The sequence below is a fragment of the Flavobacteriaceae bacterium genome (assembly GCA_003443635.1).
Taxonomy (GTDB): Bacteria; Bacteroidota; Bacteroidia; order Flavobacteriales; family Flavobacteriaceae; genus AU392.
The window spans coordinates 1,403,570-1,423,980 of sequence record CP031964.1 but is presented as its reverse complement, the minus strand read 5'-3'; the positions used below and the strand labels follow the sequence as shown (position 1 = coordinate 1,423,980).

Annotated in this window: 17 protein-coding genes; 15 read left to right on the top strand and 2 right to left on the bottom strand. The window is 30.2% G+C overall.

Features of this window, described 5'->3' with window-relative positions:
• Positions 1-143: 143 nt before the first annotated feature.
• The gene (locus D1817_06445) at positions 144-761 is read right to left on the bottom strand and encodes a DUF2306 domain-containing protein (protein AXT19522.1); all 618 of its coding nucleotides are present in this window, start codon (positions 759-761) and stop codon (positions 144-146) included.
• Between the two features lie 128 nt (positions 762-889).
• Between D1817_06445 and D1817_06440 the strand changes: the two genes are divergently transcribed.
• The 8 genes from D1817_06440 (at position 890) to D1817_06405 (ending at position 9,987) form a co-directional block, all read left to right on the top strand.
• A complete protein-coding gene (locus D1817_06440; protein ID AXT19521.1) occupies positions 890-2,056 on the top strand; it encodes a class C beta-lactamase-related serine hydrolase in 1,167 nt (388 codons plus the stop codon).
• Positions 2,057-2,098: 42 nt separating this feature from the next.
• A complete protein-coding gene (locus D1817_06435) occupies positions 2,099-2,752 on the top strand; it encodes a hypothetical protein (protein AXT19520.1) in 654 nt (217 codons plus the stop codon).
• A 141-nt stretch (positions 2,753-2,893) separates the two neighbouring features.
• Positions 2,894-4,720 (top strand): transglutaminase domain-containing protein, encoded by a 1,827-nt coding sequence (locus D1817_06430; protein ID AXT19519.1) that lies wholly within the window; start codon positions 2,894-2,896, stop codon positions 4,718-4,720.
• Positions 4,686-6,713, top strand: a complete 2,028-nt coding sequence (locus D1817_06425; protein AXT19518.1) for a DUF3857 domain-containing protein — start codon at positions 4,686-4,688, stop codon at positions 6,711-6,713. Before D1817_06430 ends, D1817_06425 begins: the two co-directional genes overlap by 35 nt.
• Positions 6,714-6,915: 202 nt before the next feature.
• Complete coding sequence (locus D1817_06420; protein ID AXT19517.1) at positions 6,916-7,101, top strand: hypothetical protein; 186 nt, start codon at positions 6,916-6,918, stop codon at positions 7,099-7,101.
• On the top strand, positions 7,101-8,171 hold the full coding sequence (locus tag D1817_06415) for a hypothetical protein (GenBank protein ID AXT19516.1): 1,071 nt from the start codon (positions 7,101-7,103) through the stop codon (positions 8,169-8,171). The genes D1817_06420 and D1817_06415 overlap by 1 nt, the downstream gene beginning before the upstream one ends.
• Positions 8,172-8,198: 27 nt before the next feature.
• Positions 8,199-9,326, top strand: coding sequence for a hypothetical protein (locus D1817_06410; GenBank protein AXT19515.1), 1,128 nt, complete (start codon positions 8,199-8,201; stop codon positions 9,324-9,326).
• Complete coding sequence (locus D1817_06405; GenBank protein ID AXT19514.1) at positions 9,304-9,987, top strand: DNA-binding response regulator; 684 nt, start codon at positions 9,304-9,306, stop codon at positions 9,985-9,987. The genes D1817_06410 and D1817_06405 overlap by 23 nt, the downstream gene beginning before the upstream one ends.
• 108 nt (positions 9,988-10,095) lie before the next feature.
• On the opposite strand, the gene D1817_06400 is transcribed toward D1817_06405, so the two are convergent.
• Positions 10,096-10,881, bottom strand: coding sequence for a hypothetical protein (locus tag D1817_06400; protein AXT19513.1), 786 nt, complete (start codon positions 10,879-10,881; stop codon positions 10,096-10,098).
• Between the two features lie 157 nt (positions 10,882-11,038).
• Between D1817_06400 and D1817_06395 the strand changes: the two genes are divergently transcribed.
• From D1817_06395 to D1817_06365, 7 genes are all read left to right on the top strand, one after another.
• Positions 11,039-11,836, top strand: a complete 798-nt coding sequence (locus tag D1817_06395; GenBank protein AXT19512.1) for an RNA methyltransferase — start codon at positions 11,039-11,041, stop codon at positions 11,834-11,836.
• Positions 11,837-11,890: 54 nt separating this feature from the next.
• On the top strand, positions 11,891-13,123 hold the full coding sequence (locus D1817_06390) for a M48 family peptidase (protein ID AXT19511.1): 1,233 nt from the start codon (positions 11,891-11,893) through the stop codon (positions 13,121-13,123).
• A 119-nt stretch (positions 13,124-13,242) separates the two neighbouring features.
• Positions 13,243-14,406: a threonine synthase gene (locus tag D1817_06385; protein ID AXT19510.1), complete on the top strand. Its 1,164-nt coding sequence runs from the start codon at positions 13,243-13,245 to the stop codon at positions 14,404-14,406.
• 98 nt (positions 14,407-14,504) lie between these two features.
• Positions 14,505-16,712 (top strand): bifunctional (p)ppGpp synthetase/guanosine-3',5'-bis(diphosphate) 3'-pyrophosphohydrolase, encoded by a 2,208-nt coding sequence (locus D1817_06380; protein ID AXT19509.1) that lies wholly within the window; start codon positions 14,505-14,507, stop codon positions 16,710-16,712.
• A gap of 28 nt (positions 16,713-16,740) precedes the next feature.
• Positions 16,741-17,199 carry a transcriptional repressor gene (locus tag D1817_06375; GenBank protein AXT19508.1) on the top strand — a complete coding sequence of 153 codons (459 nt, stop codon included), beginning with the start codon at positions 16,741-16,743 and terminating at the stop codon, positions 17,197-17,199.
• Between the two features lie 7 nt (positions 17,200-17,206).
• On the top strand, positions 17,207-18,478 hold the full coding sequence (locus D1817_06370) for an adenylosuccinate synthase (protein ID AXT19507.1): 1,272 nt from the start codon (positions 17,207-17,209) through the stop codon (positions 18,476-18,478).
• Between the two features lie 134 nt (positions 18,479-18,612).
• Positions 18,613-20,403 carry a hypothetical protein gene (locus tag D1817_06365; GenBank protein ID AXT19506.1) on the top strand — a complete coding sequence of 597 codons (1,791 nt, stop codon included), beginning with the start codon at positions 18,613-18,615 and terminating at the stop codon, positions 20,401-20,403.
• Positions 20,404-20,411 lie beyond the last annotated feature (8 nt).

Genomic DNA, 20,411 nt, shown 5'->3' with positions numbered 1-20,411 from the left:
AAAATCCTACGGATTTCCCTCTGATTCGTCTTCTTTTACTAACTTAGTTGCTTAACCACGTAACTAACCATACACAAATACATTAGCAACAAGCACTTATAAATCTAAAAATATTAACCCTTCTCAAAAACGCAAATAAGTTACTATCTCAATTGTTTGATTCTCCATTCAATAAAAATAAGGTTGGGTACCCAACATAAAAAAGAAAGGTAAGAATAATAATCATTAAATGGAATACCTATAGCTATTCCTAAGCCTAAATAAATTCTAAAAGTCACAAATGCAAAACAAAAAGCATAGCTTCTCATCATCCATTTACGATGGAGGTTAATATTCCCTTTACGTACTTCAATATAGGCAAGAATAGTAGTTAGTAGCCAACCTAAAGCTAATCCTATAAAGCCTGCTTTAGAATACCATGTGCCAGTTGCATAAAACCCTACCATAAGTCCAGCAAAACCACTAGGAATTACAGAAGCCACATATATTTTACCTAAGTTACGATGAAGGTTGAGTTTTCGATGACGAAGTTGCTTAAAAAACTGGGTACTTCCAGCTAATATAGCCACAGCACCAAACCCTATATGAATCATAAATGTAGGAATATACCAAGAACTCTGCAAAAGCGCTTCTGTTTTGGTAGTAAAAAGACCTCGAGATGATGGTACAAAGGCGAAAATGACAGGATACAAACCTGTTAAGATAGCCAATAAGGCAATAATTACAAGTCCAATTTGGATAGGTTTTGAAAGTGTTGTCATATAGCATCAATTTGTGAAAATTGAAAGTAATGAATTTTAATTAATTGAAGTCTTTATTCTTTTGATATAATATGGACGGTGATTTTATTTAGTTCAAAAATGTCAGTTATTAATAACGTTTATCGTTTATGTTGTTTAATGGATATTCGAGGATTTCTTGCAAAACCCTGTGTCTTCTCTTCTTTTTTGCTAAATTAGTTCCACGTAACAAACTACACACAAATACGTTAGCGGTTATTGTAGGACGAAATATGAAATATATACTTTTATTAACGTTTTATTTATTGACAACCAATGTATTTTCTCAAATCAATTTCGAGGAAAAGAGCATTGACGAAACATTATATAATAGGGCCTTGTCAGCAGACAGTGCTATAAAAAAGGGAGAGTTCGGAACTGTTCATAGTTTACTTATCGTAAAGAACGGTAAAGTTTTATTTGAAAATTACTATAACGAATGGACAAGGGATTCTATACATCAATTACAATCGGCAACCAAAAGCGTTATTTCTACCTTATTAGGTTGTGCATTACAAAAAGGCATAATAAAAAATGAAAACGACCTTATCTCTGATTATTTTAAGCAGTATTCTTTAAAGGGGAATCTTAAACAACAAATAACAATTAGTGATTTATTAACACAACGACATGGGTTTCAATGGAAAGAGGGAGCTTGGGAAGACCCTAATAATACCTGGAGGAAAATAATTAGTAAAGAAGGCGATTGGTATAAAAAAATACTTGATACACCTATGGATACAACACCTGGAACAAAATTCGTGTATAGCAACGCTGCACCTACGCTAATCTCAGGACTTATTCAAAGTGAATCAAAAATGGCAATAGACTCATTTGCTATACATTATTTGTTCGAGCCTTTAGATATCAAAAATTACTGGTTTTGGCAAGGCAACGGCAAACCTGAAAATAATGGAATGCCTCTTATTTCATTAACATCAAGAGATATGGCTAAAATCGGACAGCTCTATCTTCAAAATGGTAGGTGGAATAACCAACAAATTTTACCTGAAAACTATGTTAAAACTGCAACATCTTCAATTGTTACAGGAGTTGGATTAAATGGTGCATATAAGCAATATGACTACGGTTATTTTTGGTGGAGCAATCCAATTTCCCAAAGCAACAAGAAAACGAATGTGTTTTTAGCAAGGGGTGCTGGTGGACAAAATATAATTGTGTCTAGGAAAGAAAACTTGATTATCGTAACGACAGCTTGGAATATGCAACAACCAAATAAAGTACAGTTAATATACGACTGGTATCTTAGCAACTAATACGAAAACCCATACACAAAACTATTGCGCTTAATTTAAGAAATGAAATTGTTACTACTTGGAGCAACTGGAAGAACTGGAAGGCTAGTGCTAAAGAAAGCACTAGAAAAAGGCTATCGTGTAAACTGTCTTTCTAGAAACTCCAAAAGAATTGAAGCAAGTGATGGGTTAACAATCTTTGAGGGAAGCCCTAATAATAAAATTGACTTAAGAAAAGCAATTTTTGGCTGTGATGTATTGATTAATGTTTTGAATGTTTCAAGAAAATCGGACTTCCCTTGGGCGAATTTAAGAACACCAAAAACTTTCCTTTCGGACGTTATGGATCATTTAATTCCAATTGCTGAAAATCAAAATTTAAAGCGAATAACTATATGTTCGGCTTGGGGAGTTGCAGAAACCAAGAATGATATTCCAAAATGGTTCAAATGGTTTATCAATAATAGTAATATTGGAGTTGCATATAAAGATCACGAAAAACAAGAAAAAATATTATCTGAATCAAAATTGAACTGGACTATTGTTCGACCAGTTGGGCTTTACAATTCAAAGCGAGAAACAAAAATCAAAGAATCTTTTGAAAACAAACCTAAACCAAGCATTTTGATAAGCAGGCAAAGTGTTGCTAATTACCTAGTCGACAGTTTGGAGAAAGACTATTTAATACGAAAGAAAGTAGTGATATCAGAAGAATAAAAACTTAGCACAACGGCGTATAAAATAATTGCTTCATATTTTCTCTTCAGAAAATCCTCGCGCCTGAACTACGAGTCGTTCTTTTTTACTAACTTAGGCAAAAGTAACAAAACCAAACATTGTCATATATTTGAAAAAACTATGAATAAGAAATTGTATCTGATTTTATTATTTTTTGTTTTTTACAATGTAAAAGGATTCACTCAAAATATCCATTTAAAATCGAGGTCAGAAAAAATTAGAGTTCAAGAAGATTCTTCTTTTATAAACGAAGTTACAATCGAATTTAAAAGAACTGATAAACCACATCTTTATCCGATTTACTATGATGCAGAATTAGAGCAAATATCAGATATCCAGCTGTCTGCCAAAAAAGGAAAACGCATAAAAAAAATATCTATAAAAAATATTTATGAAGAAAATCTTGAGTTAGATTATATAGCTAGTAAAAAGATAAAATCTATTGAGATTCCGGCTAACACAGAAGTAAAATTGACATATTCGGTATCATGCCCAGAATTGATGTATTTTTCAAGTTTACAACTCTTTTCCTATAACAAAATAGATACATTAAAATATCAAATAAGCATTCCTAAAAAATTTGAATTAGCGCACAACACAATTTATAAAGATTCATTATCTTTTTATGCAATCGATTCTATTAAAACTAGTACTGGTTCTATATGGAACATAAAAGTATCTCCAAAGAAAGTAGAACCCAATCCATTGCATTTTTTTGGAATTTATAAGAACATAAAAGTTCCGTTAATGCGGATTCTTGTAATGCCAAGTTCTTATAAGAGTCAACCCATCAAGTATATGAACGATTGGTATTTTAAAAATGTGACTACAAAAAAAGGATTGAATGCTTCAGTAAAACAAAAAATTGATGAGTTAACTGCTAATATAGTAGACCCAATGCAGATTGTAAATATTATTTACAGTTATGTGAAAAATAATTTTAAATATGTCGCTATAGAAATTGGCATGGGAGCTTTTATTCCCTCACATGCCAATGAAGTTTATTTAAACAAGCAAGGTGATTGCAAAGATCTTTCAAATTTTTTATCTGAAGCGTTAAAATATAAAGGTATTGTTAGCGATATTGCTTTAGCTGCTACTTTTGATCATATTAGTGATTGTGATTTTCCCTCATTAAGTTCTGCCAATCATGTTATTTGCATTGCTTATATAAACGGTAAAACAATACTATTAGATCCTACAGACCCTATTCATATAGAAGGAACACCAGTGCAAAGTTTACAAGGCCGTACTATTTTAATTATAAATTCTAATGGAGGCTCATTTTTTGAAGTAAAGCAATTTAGTCCTCAAGAAAATGAAATTTATTATCAAATGGATTTAAAAATAGATACTAATAACACGCTTATAGAAGGAGGATTTGATATTGACTATAATGGTATCTCTGGTAACTATTTACAGCGTAATCTTAAAAATGAAAGCAAAAAAGAGTTTGAGAATTTTGCAAAATTGTTTTATGAAGAAGTTTTTGGAAACCAATCAATTTCTGATTTAATAATAACTAATGAATTTAAAAAGTTACATTTTGAAGGAAACATTTCTATCAATGGTAAAACTTTTAATGATGGCTTAAATAAGTATTTATTTATTGATTTTTTGCCAAGGCTTATTGAAACTGAAAACAGAGAAACGTTAATAGAGGGTATTTACTTAAGGAATCCTTTTCACAAAAAAGTGCGTGTAAAAATTAAGGTTAACGAGCCTATTGAAACTTTTAATACTATTGAACATCATTATGAAGGAGAAGGAATATTACTAAATGTAAAAATAAGCGCGATATCGAATTTGGTAATCGAATGTAGTTATGATTTTATTTTCGATTATATATTTATAGAAAAAGAAAACATCGACGAAACAAATGAAATTTTAAAATTGTTTAAAAAAATAATTAATGAACCTATCGTTCTCAAAAAACAGAAAAGCTAGCCTAATCATTATATGCATTTGTGCGCTTTTTTACAGTTTCAACTCTACTGATAAAAACAAGGTAGAGGATCCTTTTTTAACGCTTTGCAAAAATTCAGATGCTTACTATTCATATTCATATACTGATGTTTCATATATAAAAAATTGGCTACAGTACAAGAAGTATATTTCGATAAATAACAAATTAGTAGTAAATAATACTACTGGTGTGGAAAATTATGCTTTTTTGAACTTGAATGAATATGTGAGTAATAACATAGAAAATATTAAAATAAAAACCTTAAAATCGGATGGTTCTATAGTTGAATTAGATTCTAGTTTAATATTTCAACAGAATTTCAAAGATAAAAAATTTGGAGCTATTAATTATCCAATTCCTGCTGTAGAACCAGGAGACACTATTGAAACATCGTACGTTTATTCTGAGAGTTTAAAAAAAACTGATTTATTGAGTTATGTAAATTTATACACAAATTTACCTAGTAAAAATTCACAATACACCATAAAAACAAGTTCAGATTTAACGGTGAGATATAAATCTTATAATGATTTCCCTGAGCCAGCAATTATATCTAATGACTCTTTGGTTTATTTACAATTTTCGATGGATAAAGTAAAAGGGTTTGTTGAGAGTGAATATAGTTGTATACCTTGTGAGTTACCATATTTGTATTACTCTTTAGAAAATAAAAATAGTGAGCTAAGAACTTGGAAAGATGTTTATAATGAGGAATTTAATTTCCTTACACAACCAATCGCATTAGACTACGAAAAATCTTCGTATTATAAAAGATGGAAGCGCAATGTAATTGGAGCTGCCAAGGATAGTTCTAAGTATTATAAATTTAACTTGTTACATACAGAAGTGTTAAACAACTTTAAGATGGAATCTGTTCAAAAAAATGAGTTTATAAAGTCTAGTGGTTATTTTCTAAAAGAGAAAAAGTTTGATCCGTTTAGTATTAGAAGGTTTTACAGACAAATTTTAGAAGATTTAGAGATTGAATATTGGGCTGTATTTGGTAGAAGTAAACGTTTAGGTGCTATTGATACTCATTACATAAGAAAAGGTGAGTATGACCATGTCTTTTTTGCCTTTGAAAATGAAAATGGATACGTGAAATTTTTATATCCGCACAATGACTTTTATATGTATCAAATTGATGAAATCCCAACACCTTTATACAGTACTGATGCCGTTTTAGTTAAACCATATTTAAAAGAAAAAAAGAAGAAAAAAGACAAATTTATAGCTAGGGATTTAAAATTAGCAATGGTGGATTCTGTAACTGTAGCTGAAATTAATTTGCCTGGAATGGATTCAAATCATAATTATATAAACCAAACAATTTTCACCAACGTGGATGTTGAAGAAAAGAAAACTTATTTTAAATATAGATTTAAAGTTTCTGGTGGGTTATCTACAGAATTGCGAACTTTTTTTGAAATATTAAATCAAAATGAAAAAGTAAGCAACTTTTATGATGTTTTATCAGAATTTGAAGGTAGTGATAAAACAATGCAGATTGATACTGTTAAAAATATAAAACTAAATAGAAATAAACCTTACGCCTACAGTATGAATACTGAGGGCACATTAAATAATGTAATCACATTTATAAATGATAGTCTCGTAAGTATTTCTGTTGATAAATTGATTCAACATAATCAGTTAATAAGCAATTCTGATACTTCCGAACTAAATTATTACCTCGATTATAGTTATTCTGACAATTTTATGTTTTATATAAATTTTCCTTGTAACATAGAAGTCTTAGGTCTTGAAAATGGAAATTTAGATTTTAAAAATGATTATGGAGAATATTTTTTTGAATTAAAAAAGAGTAAGAAGAATCAACTTAAACTGCAATCAAATTATAAAATTATAAAGAACTTAATTCCGAAAGAGAATTATAATAAACTGAAGTTACTAAATGAACGGGTTAAAAATGTAAAAAGTAAGCGGTTGATTATTAAATTAAAGAGTTCTTAAAAACAATTGTCATTAATAATATATTTAATGAGGTTCAATTAGCTCTTTCAATGAAAAGTTATTATAAAACTGCTAGTTATATTAATAGCAGCATCGATCATTTATTAGATAATACGTGACATATCTATTACAGTTCGTGACATAATTTTTCAAATTGTCACAAAAGCAACTAATTTTAGTTTTATCATAAAAAATTGAGTTTATGAAAAAACTTATCTTATTATTTCTACTTTATATTCCGTTTTTACTTTTTTCACAAAATAAAAAATTGAATAGATCACAAGAGCTTCAATTATCTTTTCTTAAGGAATCAATTGATGTCAATTGTAATAATACAATCCAAAAAACATTTTCCGAAAAGACATTAAAATGCATTAATAAAATTTAATGGTTATGAAAAATTTAGCATCTCAATTTATGAAGTCAGTTTTAATGATATTAATAATTACTTTAATCTCCTGTACTGAAACTTCAAAAGCTCAGGGATCTGGTTCAATTGACGGTATTGAACTAGGTATAAACCTTCAATTAAATTTGAACAATTTAGTTCGTCAAGATTTTCAAAAAGAGCAACTTATAGAAAAGGTTTTACCTTATTTTGAGAGTTTAACAAATGACTTTAACTCTATAAAAGTATACAATGCGAATACAACTATTGATACATCTGTTAAACACCTAAAAATTTTAGTTTTTAATTTACAAGAAGGTAAATTTAAAGACGCTTTGCTTTCTATAGTTTTTGAAAGTGATGGTACTATAAATAAAGTAAGAATTTGGGGAAATGATTTTGTTGATAACGATTTAGAAGCTTCTGTGGAAAATTTTTATCGTCAATTCGATAAAAAACGAAAAGCACTTCCATTAAGTAATATTCTTTCTGAAGTCAATGCAAAAAGCTATATTGATAGTTTAACCGAACTAGAGCGTTACCCATACACACATGCTAAAACCATGTTAAACAATAATCATTTAATTAGGAAAACTTGGGGATATACAAGTAAAGGAGAAATTCCAGATGTTTCGTTTTTCGAAAATAAAAGAGATGGGTTTTTATATTTATTACGAAACGCAGACAAGTTAGATTCCTGGTCATCAAAAGAATACATACAAGATTATAAAAAAGCTGCAAGCTCAACAATTGAAATACTTAATAATGTTATCGATTATATGAAATCTGACAAAAAAACGTCTTCATCTAAGATAAAATCTATGGTCGTTAGCTCTAAAGGCAGGGAAAATCTTTGTAATAGGTGTCATGCTACTCCCTCAGTTTCTAACAATCAGGTAGATATATACAAACAAATTAGAAAAGATTTCATTTACAATGGTATGCGTCAAGATTTGTATCAATTAGATTTTGATATTTGGGGAATTCCAAAAATTCCAAATGAATCTCAAAATTTAGCACATTTAGTAAAAGCCGGAACTATTGCTTTTCAAGTTTTAAACAAACAATAATGATGTATAAATTGATTATCTTGAAATATGAGAAAGGCAGATAAACCAGTATTCTTTCAAGGTGAATGGTATCAAAAAATTCATTGGGTAGAAGTTAGTCTACTTCTTCTTATATACATTATTCTATTATTATTGAGTTTTAGGGGCATGGGTAATAATGTCTTTGTATATCCTTTTAACAAAGCAGATGGAAGTATTTATTACATTTTAATTGTTGGTTTAATTTTTAATGTTTCAATATTTTGGGGTAATGCTTTTTATCTAATTCCTAAATTATTGGCAACCAGAAAATATAAACAATATTTTTTTTGGTTGATTATTTCGTTTTGTTTGATTACAGTTATAGAAACATCTATTCGATATATTTTTCAAAGCTTATTTCAACTTCCTGAAAATTTAAAGTTTCTATATCCAAATGGTTTGTTCAATAGTAGAGACATTAGTGGCCCTCCCTGGGCAATAAACTTATTAGTTTTAATATTTTCTTTCTTATATAAATTTATAAGAGATTGGATAGCCCATCAACAATTAGAACAAACATTAATTAGAGAGAATTTAAAAACTGAGTTAAAATTTTTACGTTCTCAAATCAATCCTCATTTTTTTTTTAACACGCTTAATAACATATATGCTATTACAAGAAGAAACAAAGATTATGAAGCGGCAAATGCCATCACTTTACTTTCAAGTTCAATGAGGTACGTTTTAAATAGTGTAGATGAACCGTTTGTATCACTACAGCAAGAAATTACATTTTTAAATAACCTTATAGAATTACAGAAAATGCGTTTTGAAGAAGGTGAGGTAAATGTTAATTTTAGTACTGAAGGGAATTTAAATGTTACTATCCCTCCAATGATATTAATTACTTTTTTAGAAAACGCTTTTAAATTTGGGTTATATCCTGAGAAAAAAGCACTTATAGATATTTCAATTACTATAGAAGGTAATAAACTAAACTTTAATATTTCTAATCCAAAACATAATCATAGCCAAGATATAGAATCTAGCCATATTGGTTTGCAAAACATAAAAAGTAGATTGAATTTAATTTATCCAAATAATTATACTCTAAAGATTTCTGAAACTCCTATAGAATATGCAGTATCTTTAAAGATAAATTTAGACAAGAATGAAATGTATAGCCATAGATGATGAGCCTGGTGCGCTCAGTATTCTTGAAGAGTTTATTGATAAGATAAGTTACCTCAACTTTGAAGGTAGTTACAGAAACCCTTTAGATGCAATAGACTATTTACATAATAACCCTGTAGATTTAATTTTATTAGATATAAACATGCCAGGAATTAGTGGTATTAAACTCGTTGAGTCTTTATCTAAATGCCCTTTGATAATATACACTACAGCTTATTCTGAGTATGCTGTAGAAAGTTATAATCAAAATGCTATTGACTATTTACTAAAACCCATAACATTTAATCGTTTTTTAAAAGGTATAGAAAAAGCTCATCACTATTTTAAAAACACTACACATATACAATCTAAACGATCAGAACAAAGTTCGTTGTTCATAAAAAGTGGATCTAAAATTCATAAAATTGAAGTTGATGATATACTGTATATTAAAAAAGATGGACATTATGTATTTTTTCATACGACATCTAAAAAAATTATTTGTAGAATGACTGTCGAGCAGTTGCTTGCTTTTGTTACTAACGATTTTATCCAAACACACAGGTCTTATGTTGTAAATCGTATTCATATAGATACTATAGAAAAACATCAATTGACAATAAAAAACATAAAGATTCCTATTGCTAAAAGCTTTAGAAAAACATTTGAAGATATATTTTGATTTATTTGCTAATCTAAATCTCTAAGCTCATAAAATAAAAAGTGAAAAGGAATAAAAAATCCCGACACTTTTGTATCGGGATTTTACTTTATACTAAGTTAACAATATTTATTCTACTACTGTTGCTCCTTCTGGCACTGCAAATAATGAAGCATCTGGTGCTTCGCTAGAGATCGCTAACTCTGAAAACTCAACCGTGTTACGTTTTGTCGTTGGCACTCCATTTTCATATTCATACCAATCGATACTTTTTGGTAATTGTAATCCGTTAAGATCTGTCCAGTTATTATATCTTATAAAATGAAAATCTGTACTTTTCTCTTGAGATCTAAAGGTTACTGTATATCCTAACCATTCCATTTTATGAGTATCTGCATCGTAATACACAATGTACTGATCGTCTGGAGAAACTCCTACACCATCGTTATAAGAAACTAAAACTCCAGGGTATGTTTTTCCTTCAAACTCTAATGGTTTAGCCTCTTCATAAATAATACCATCATCTGCAACTATAAAAGGCATCGCATAGAAGTAAAACATTAATCCGTTATAAAACTTTGCATTCCCTCTATAAGGTGTTGTATCTTTAGATTTTACCCATAAATCGGTTCCGTTATGTCCTAAAGCATAGTTTGGAGCATCAATTAATGATGTTCTGCTTTTTAAATTTGTAGTCGTTACCTCAGCCCCATTTTGTCTAGCCATTACGAATGTTAATGACTGCATTTTGTTCCAAGCATCAATCCCTCCGTGAGCTTCAAATACTTTAGAGATATTCTCTGGGTATTCTTTTTTAGCGACTTCTTGTACTTCTTCTACTGTTTCTGTTTTTTGCTCTTGCTTACAAGACACAAACAAAGCCATCGCAAATAAAATAATTGCTATTTTTTTCATTATTATGATTTTAGTGTTATCGTTTTAGGGTTGCAAAATTATAACAATTATAGGAAAAAGCTTCGTATATCATTTAAAAAATAGATACTCATTATAAATTTGAATAGAGAATATCACAAAATTTCTCAATAAAAATATCTTATTTTTGTGGCTTCTTATGACAAAACAAATTACCAGCGTTCAAAACTCATATATAAAACAATTGGTTTTATTAAAAGAAAAATCGCGTGAACGCAAAAAAACCAACTCATTTATTATTGAAGGAAAACGAGAGCTATTTCTAGCTATAAAAGGAGGCTATAACATCGAAGCCCTTTTATTTTACCCTGACTTATTTTCATTAACAGAAATAGAAGCACTTTCTAATTATAATCTCGACACTATAGAGATCTCCAAGGACGTATATCAAAAATTGGCTTATCGTGATACTACAGAAGGTGTAATTGCAGTAGCCAGATCTAAAGAGTTATCCTTATCAAATATTAAATTTAATACTAAAAATCCATTAATTTTAATTGCTGAAGCTCCCGAAAAACCAGGTAATATTGGTGCGCTTTTAAGAACAGCCGATGCCGCTAATGCAGATGCTGTAATTATAGCAAATCCTAAAACCGATATATATAACCCTAACATTATAAGATCTAGTGTGGGTTGCGTTTTTACAAACCAGATTGCAATTGGTAATACAGAAGGTATTATTACATTTTTAAAAGAAAACAACATTAATATATATTGTGCAGCATTACAAGCACCTGTGGCTTATCACACCCAAAACTATACACAACCTACAGCTATTGTTGTTGGAACCGAAGCCACTGGTTTAAGTAACGAGTGGTTACATGCAGCTACTCAAAATATTATTATCCCAATGCAAGGAGAAATAGACTCGATGAACGTATCTGTTGCTGCAGGAATTCTTATTTTTGAAGCAAAACGACAACGAAATTTTAAATAACGTCATTGCAAGAGGTTTTGAATATTCAAAACAACGCAGCAATCTTTTAAATATATGACTTCAACTACTTTATTCTATATCATCATCATTATTTTAATCGTTAACTTTATAATTGATAAAACCTTAGATTTTATTAATGCAAAACATTTTAATGATGCTATCCCTGAAGATTTACATGATGTTTATGATGAAGCCGAATACAAAAAATCACAAGCCTATAAAAAAGTAAATTATAAGTTCTCTAATTATACCTCTCTATTTTCGTTAGTACTAACATTAGCATTTTTCTTTTTAGATGGGTTTGAGTTTATAGATAATTTTGCCAGAAGTTATAGTGATAATACTATTGTAATTGGTCTTATTTTTTTTGGAGTGATTATGATTGGAAGCGATATTCTTTCTACTCCTTTTTCATACTATAAAACCTTTGTGATTGAAGAAAAATTTGGTTTTAATAAAACCACAAAAAAACTGTTTGTTTTAGATAAAATTAAAGGTTGGTTAATGACTATCATCATTGGTGGTGGTCTTTTAGCATTGATTATTTGGTTTTATCAGCTAACAAAGGAGCAATTTTGGCTCTATGCCTGGGGAGTAGTATCACTATTTACTTTATTTATGAATATGTTTTATTCCAAACTTATTGTACCTTTATTTAATAAGCAAGTTCCTTTAAAAGAGGGAGATTTACGTGATAAGATTTCAGCTTATGCTAAAACAGTTGGCTTTAAATTAGATAAAATATTTGTGATCGATGGCTCTAAACGCAGTACTAAAGCTAATGCATATTTCTCAGGTTTTGGTAGCGAAAAACGAGTAACTCTATATGATACTCTAATTAACGATTTAAATGATGAGGAGATTGTTGCCGTTCTAGCCCATGAAGTAGGGCACTATAAACGTAAGCATATTGTTTTTAATTTAATAACTTCTATCTTACTCACAGGGTTAACCTTATTTATTCTATCACTTTTTATTTCGAATCCTTTATTATCAAATGCTTTAGGAGTAGAAATTGCAAGTTTTCATATCGGGCTTATTGCTTTTGGGTTATTGTATGCACCTATCTCTGAAATAACAGGGTTAATGATGAATCATTTTTCTCGAAAGTTTGAATATCAAGCAGACGATTATGCAAAAACTACTTATAAAGCAGAACCATTAATTACATCTCTTAAAAAACTTTCTAAAAATAGCTTAAGTAATTTAACACCACACCCTGCTTACGTTTTTATGCATTATTCTCACCCCACTCTACTTCAGCGAATAAAAAATTTGAGAAAATAATAATTTATATTTCCTAAAAAAAACCCAAAACCCTACCAGTCTACTAGGATTTAAAGTATTTTTACATCCTCTTAAAAATCAAGTAACACAATTGTTATAAAATTGTATTTAATTTTACTATGAAAAATAACTTTTACAGCCATCTTAAATGCCATCATTGTGGTAAAATTTACGATAAAAATATTACAAATACCTATTGTTTTGACGATGATCAACCTTTAGAAGCAGTATATGAGTTAGATCAGTCATGGTCTAAAGAAAGTTTAAAAGGAAGGCCTTCTAATATGTGGCGTTATGAAGAAGTATTGCCAGTAGTAGAAAAAGAAAATCAAATGAATTTAGGAGAAGGGTTTTCTCCGCTTTTAAATCTTGAAAAATTAGGAGGAGCTTATAACCAGTCACAATTGCTTTTAAAAGATGAATCTGGTAATCCTACTGGATCTTTTAAAGCTAGAGGAATTAGTATGGCAGTAAGTAAAGCAAAAGAATTAGGAGTAAAAGAAATGTGCATCCCTACTGCCGGAAACGCTGGAAGTGCGCTAAGTGCTTACTGTGCAAAAGCAGATATTAAAGCACATATTTATATGCCAGAAGCAACACCGAAAGTATTTCAGTTAGATTGCGAAGTAATGGGTGCAAACGTTACTAAAGTAAAAGGAAATATTTCTGATGCAGCGCATCAAATGAAAACCGAAAATGATGGCTCTTGGTTTGATATTACAACATTAAAAGAACCATTTCGCTTAGAAGGTAAAAAAACGATGGGTTATGAGATTGCCGAACAGTTAAATTGGAAATTACCTGATGTCGTATTATATCCAACAGGTGGTGGTACTGGTTTAATAGGTATCTGGAAAGCTTTTAAAGAAATGAAAGAAATGGGATGGATAGACAACATTCCTACGCGTATGGTCGCTGTACAAGGTACTGGTTGTGACCCTGTAGTACAATCGTTTAACGAAAATCGTGATGATGTAGATAAATATGAGAATCCAGCCGAAACCATTGCTAATGGTTTAAGAGTACCTAAACCTTTTGGAGATAGAATGATCATGAAAACACTTTACGAAAGCAAAGGAACTGCTATTGCAATATCTGACGACGAAATGGTAGAAGCATTAAGTGAACTCTCTAAAACAGAAGGTTTATTTATTTCACCTGAAGGTGCAGGAGTCTGGAGTGCATACAAAAAATTAAAAGCAACTAATTGGATTAAAGATCATGAATCTGTAGTGCTTTTAAATACTGGTTCTGTATATAAATACGTCGAAAATTTACATTAGTAAATACATTTATATTTTCATTATAACCACCATAGATTTATTTTAATAAAATAGATAAACTTATTGGTGGTTAATTTTCTTTATACTATTTTTAATTTATGACTGAGGTTGAGATTGAAAAGGAGAATGCAGCTATTGCAAAAGAATACAAAGAGCTACTTAGAATAAGCTATCGTACGTTATCTACAAATGATAAAAAATTAATAAGGAAAGCTTTTGATGTAGCTGTCGATGCACATAAAGAACAGCGTCGAAAATCTGGTGAGGCTTATATTTTTCACCCTATTGCTGTTGCAAAAATTGTCGCTGCAGAAATTGGTTTAGATGCAACTTCAATAGCTTCAGCTTTACTACATGATGTCGTAGAAGATAATCCTAATTATACTATTGATGATATTCAGCAATTATTTGGTGAGACAGTCGCCAGAATTGTTGATGGATTAACTAAAATATCATCTTTAAACAAAGACGGAAATGTTTCGATGCAAGCTGAAAATTTTCGAAAAATGCTTCTCACTTTAAATGATGATGTTCGAGTTATCATTATAAAAATAGCAGACAGGTTGCATAATATGCAAACCATGGATTCGATGCGAGCAGATAAACAAGTAAAAATTGCATCCGAAACCTTATATATATACGCACCTTTAGCACACCGTATCGGACTTTATAATATAAAAACTGAGCTCGAAGATTTGAGTTTAAGATATACTGAGCCAGAGGTTTTTAATGATATTTTCAGTAAAATTGAAGATAGTAAAGAAGAGCAAGATGCTTATATTAAATCTTTTAATAAAGTTTTAAAAGCATCTCTTAATCTCGAAGGCTTGAGTTATGAAATAAAAGGGCGCCCAAAATCTATTTTTTCTATCCGTCAAAAAATGGTAAAACAAGGTGTTTCCTTTGATGAGGTTTACGACAAATTTGCCGTTAGAATTATTTATAAATCTGATTTAAAGAACGAAAAGTTTTTGGCTTGGAAAATATATTCTATCGTAACTGATCACTTTAGGCCTAACCCTACCCGATTACGCGATTGGATTTCTTCCCCTAAGTCTACAGGGTATGAAGCCTTACATATTACTGTTATGGGCCCAAAAGGGAGATGGGTAGAGGTACAAATTCGCAGTGAACGAATGAATGAGATTGCAGAAAAAGGTTATGCTGCTCATTATAAATATAAACAAGGAGATGAGCAAGAAGATTCACTAGATACCTGGGTAAATAAACTTCAAGAAACATTAGAAAACCCAGAAATTAATGCTGTTGATTTTGTAGAACAGTTTAAGCTTAATCTTTATTCTCAGGAGATTTATGTATTTACCCCAAAAGGAGATTTAAAATCGTTACCAAAAGGAGCTACACCTTTAGATTTTGCATTTAGTATTCATACAGAAATTGGTATGAAAACTCGAGGAGCAAAAGTAAATGGCAAATTAGTCCCGCTTAGTCATCCTTTAGAAAGTGGAGATCAAGTAGATATTTTAACTTCAGATAACGCGAAACCAAATTCAAATTGGTTAGATTATGCTACTACAGCCAGAGCTCGAAGTAAAATAAAATCATCATTACGAGACGAAAAGAAAGAAATTGCTGAAGATGGAAAAGAAATACTACGTCGTAAATTAAAACAACTTAAGATTCCTTTAAATGATAAAATCATTAATGAACTGGTTATTCATTTTAAACTTAAAACCAGTTTGGATTTATTTTATCGTGTAGGCATTAATACTATCGATAATAAAATGCTAAAGGAGTATGTAGCATCTCGGAACAATGCTTTTGTGAGTTTTCTTAAAAACAGGATACGTAAACCAAATAATCCGCCAGATCTAAATAAAGATGAGATTACTGCCAAATACGATATGCTTGTGTTTGGAAAAGAGGAAGAGAAATTAAATTATAAACTATCTACCTGTTGTAATCCTATTCCTGGCGATGCTGTTTTTGGGTTTTTATCATTAAGTGATGGGCTTAAAGTTCATAAAAATAATTGCCCTAATGCGTTGGGGATGCAATCTAATTACGCATACCGAGTGATGCAAGCAAAATGGATTGATTCATCTCAACAAGAATTTACTGCAGTTATAAAAATGTCTGGGATAGATAACATGGGGTTAGTAAATGATGTCACAAAAGTAATTTCTTCAAATATGCATGTCAATATTAAAAACATCCATTTTGAAACTAACGATGGCATCTTTTCTGGTAAAATAACTGTATCTGTAAAAAATAATAACCTTGTAAAAACATTAATGGACAGAATTAAAAAGGTTAATGGTATAGAAAAAGTACACAGAGTTTAAAAATTAGTTTAAATTTGCGCGGAATATTATGAATGCTAAAGCCGAAAATAAAAATCAAGAGATCGTAAAGAATGTATTTACTACATTTTTAGAAGAAAACGGGCATCGTAAAACCCCTGAGCGCTATGCAATTCTTCAAGAAATTTATGATTGTGATCATCATTTTGATATAGAATCTCTTTATATCAACATGAAAAACAAAAAATATCGTGTTTCTCGTGCTACGCTCTATAATACTATCGAATTGTTATTGGAATGTTCTTTAGTCAGGAAACATCAGTTTGGACAAAATCAGGCGCATTACGAAAAATCTTATTTTGACAAGCAACATGATCATGTTATTTTAACAGATACAGGAGAAGTCATTGAGTTTTGTGATCCAAGAATTCAATCCATAAAAAAAACGATTGAAGAAGTATTTGATATAAGCATTCATAACCATTCACTCTACTTTTACGCAACAAAAAAAACAACAGAAACTAACTAAATATATAATGGCAGTAGATTTACTACTAGGTTTACAATGGGGAGATGAAGGCAAAGGAAAAATTGTTGATGTACTTACCTCAAATTACGATATTATTGCAAGATTTCAAGGAGGCCCTAATGCAGGACATACTTTAGTCTTTAATGGTAAAAAACACGTATTACACACAATCCCATCAGGGATTTTTCACAACGACACTAAAAACTTAGTTGGAAATGGTGTAGTAATTGATCCTGTTATTTTTAAAAAAGAATTAGATAAACTTGAAGAGCAGGATGTAGATTATAAAGCATCTTTGCTTATTTCAAGAAAAGCTCACCTTATTTTACCAACACACAGGTTGCTAGATGCTGCAAGTGAAGCAGCAAAGGGGAAAGCTAAAATTGGTTCTACTTTAAAAGGTATCGGACCTACGTATATGGATAAAACAGGACGTAATGGTATACGTGTTGGAGATATTGAGTTAGAAGATTGGAAAGAGAAATATCGTGCTTTAGCTAATAAACATGAAGCAATGATTGCTTTTTATGATGTTGCAATTGAATATGATCTAAAAGAATTAGAAACAGAATTCTTTAAAGCTATTGAAGTTTTAAAATCATTAACTTTTATAGATTCTGAAGAGTATATTTTTCAAGCCCAAAAAGCTGAAAAATCTATTTTAGCAGAAGGTGCGCAAGGCTCTTTATTAGATATTGATTTCGGAACTTATCCATTTGTAACTTCATCAAATACAACTGCTGCTGGAGCTTGCACCGGTTTAGGAATTGCTCCAAATAAAATTGGAGAAGTATTTGGGATATTTAAAGCTTATACTACAAGAGTAGGGTCTGGCCCATTTCCAACCGAGTTATTTGATGAAGTTGGAGAAACTATGGGGCGTGTAGGTCACGAGTTTGGAGCCACTACAGGACGTAGTCGCCGTTGTGGTTGGTTAGATTTAGTGGCTTTAAAATATGCATGTCAGGTAAATGGAGTAACGCAATTAATGATGATGAAAGGAGATGTATTATCTGGTTTTAAATCTTTAAAAGTTTGTACTGCATATAATTACAAAGGAGAAACAATTACGCATTTACCATTTAACATTGAAGATCATAATGTATCCCCTATTTATACAGAACTTAAAGGCTGGAAAGAAGATTTAACAACTATGGAAGATGCATCTCAACTTCCAGTAGAATTAAATGAATATATTGCCTTTTTAGAGAAAGAATTAGAAATTCCTATTAAAATAGTATCAGTAGGTCCAGATAGGAAACAGACTATTTTTAGATAATATATGCCAATATAAAATTAGTATTAAACGACCTGCTATGAACTTTGTTTATGGCAGGTTTTTTGTATTAAAGTTTCTATAAGTCGCAATAAAAGAACAATATAAATAGTTATTTTTGCAAAAAACAAAATCATTTGAAATTACATAAATCCATATATTTTTTCATTTTTTTATTTTTATTTACTTCCCTGTACTCTTATGCACAACAAAAGCGTAGAATAAACATTGTATATTCTGCCAGAACTGAAAAAGTAGAAAATCAACTAGATGCAACACGTTTAAGACGTGATGATAGTAGACAGGTCGAAATTTATCATAATGGAGTTTTATTGTTTTGTGATGAAGCTGTTCATTATGCAGATGAGGGTTTTATTGAAGCTTATGGTAATGTACGTATCAACCAAGGCGATACTATTACTATGTCTTCAAAATACTTGGATTATAGTCTTAAAACACAATTAGCAGTTGCTAAAGGAGATGTGGTTTTAACAGAACCTAACTCCATCTTATCATCACAACAATTATATTTTGATCGTGTAAAACAACAAGCATATTACGATAATAACGGTAAAGTTGTAAGAGATTCGTCAGGAATAATTACAAGTAAAATAGGACGCTATTATTTTGATGCAAAAAAATATCAATTTGAAAAAGATGTTGTACTCGTAGACCCTGAATATATAATAAATACTGAACAATTAGATTTTTATTCTGAAACAGGAAACGCTTACTTATTTGGTCCATCAACAATAACTACAGAAGATAGTAAAACATATTGTGAAAGAGGTTTTTTTGATACAGAGCAAAAACTAGGTTATGCAGTTAAAAACTCTCGAATAGATTACGATAATAGAACTATAGAAGGAGATAGTTTATTTTTTGATAATAAAAGGAATTTTGCTTCAGCAACAAATAATATTAAAGTTACAGATACTATAAACAATGCTGTAGTAAAAGGGCATTATGCTGAAGTGTATAAAGACAAAGATTCTGTTTTTATAACAAAAAGAGCTTTAGCTATAACAGTACAAGAAAATGATTCTATTTATATGCATAGTGATATTATTACCGTAACTGGTAAGCCAGAAAACAGAATCACAAGAGCATATTACAATGCTAAAATATATAAATCTGATTTAAGTGGTAAAGCAGATTCTATAAATGTTAATCATAAAAAAGGAATTACTACACTTCTTAATTTAAAACGCTTTTCTTCTACCGATGCTTTTACAGCAAAACGTAACCCTATATTATGGAATTTAGGTAATCAAATGACAGGAGATACTATACAACTTATAGCTAATAAAAAAACTGAAACATTAGATACGTTAAAAGTATTTAATGATGCTTTTCTTGTAAGTAAGGATACTCTTGGTGATGGCTATAATCAAGTAATAGGAAAACAATTGTTTGGTTTTTTTAAGGATAATAAATTACGACAGGTAGATATTGTTAAAAATGCTGAATCCATTTATTATTCTAGAGAAGAAAATGGAGACTTATTTGGTGTAGATCGTTCTAGATCTGCTATTATAAGAATATTTATTAATGAAGATAATAGCAAAGATCTCAGAAAAATTGGGCCTGCAGATGGCAATCTTTATCCTCTTGAAGAGTTTATAGAGAGTTTAAGGCGTTTTAAAGGGTTTGATTGGAGGGACGATGAGCGTCCAAAAAGTGTTGAAGATCTATTTAAAGATGATCCACCCTTAGAGCTTCCTATTATAAAAGGACTTGATGATTATATTCCACAAGAAGATTTCTTTGATAAAGAATTATTAGACAGAATTAATAATGCAGCTAATAAAACTTTAGATAAAGATGGAAAGCTCAAAGAAAATAAAGCTGCCAGAGGTGTGCCTCAAAAAGCTATTGATAAAAAAGATGAAGATGTAGATGAAGATGAATCATCTTCTAAAAACTAATAAGACCA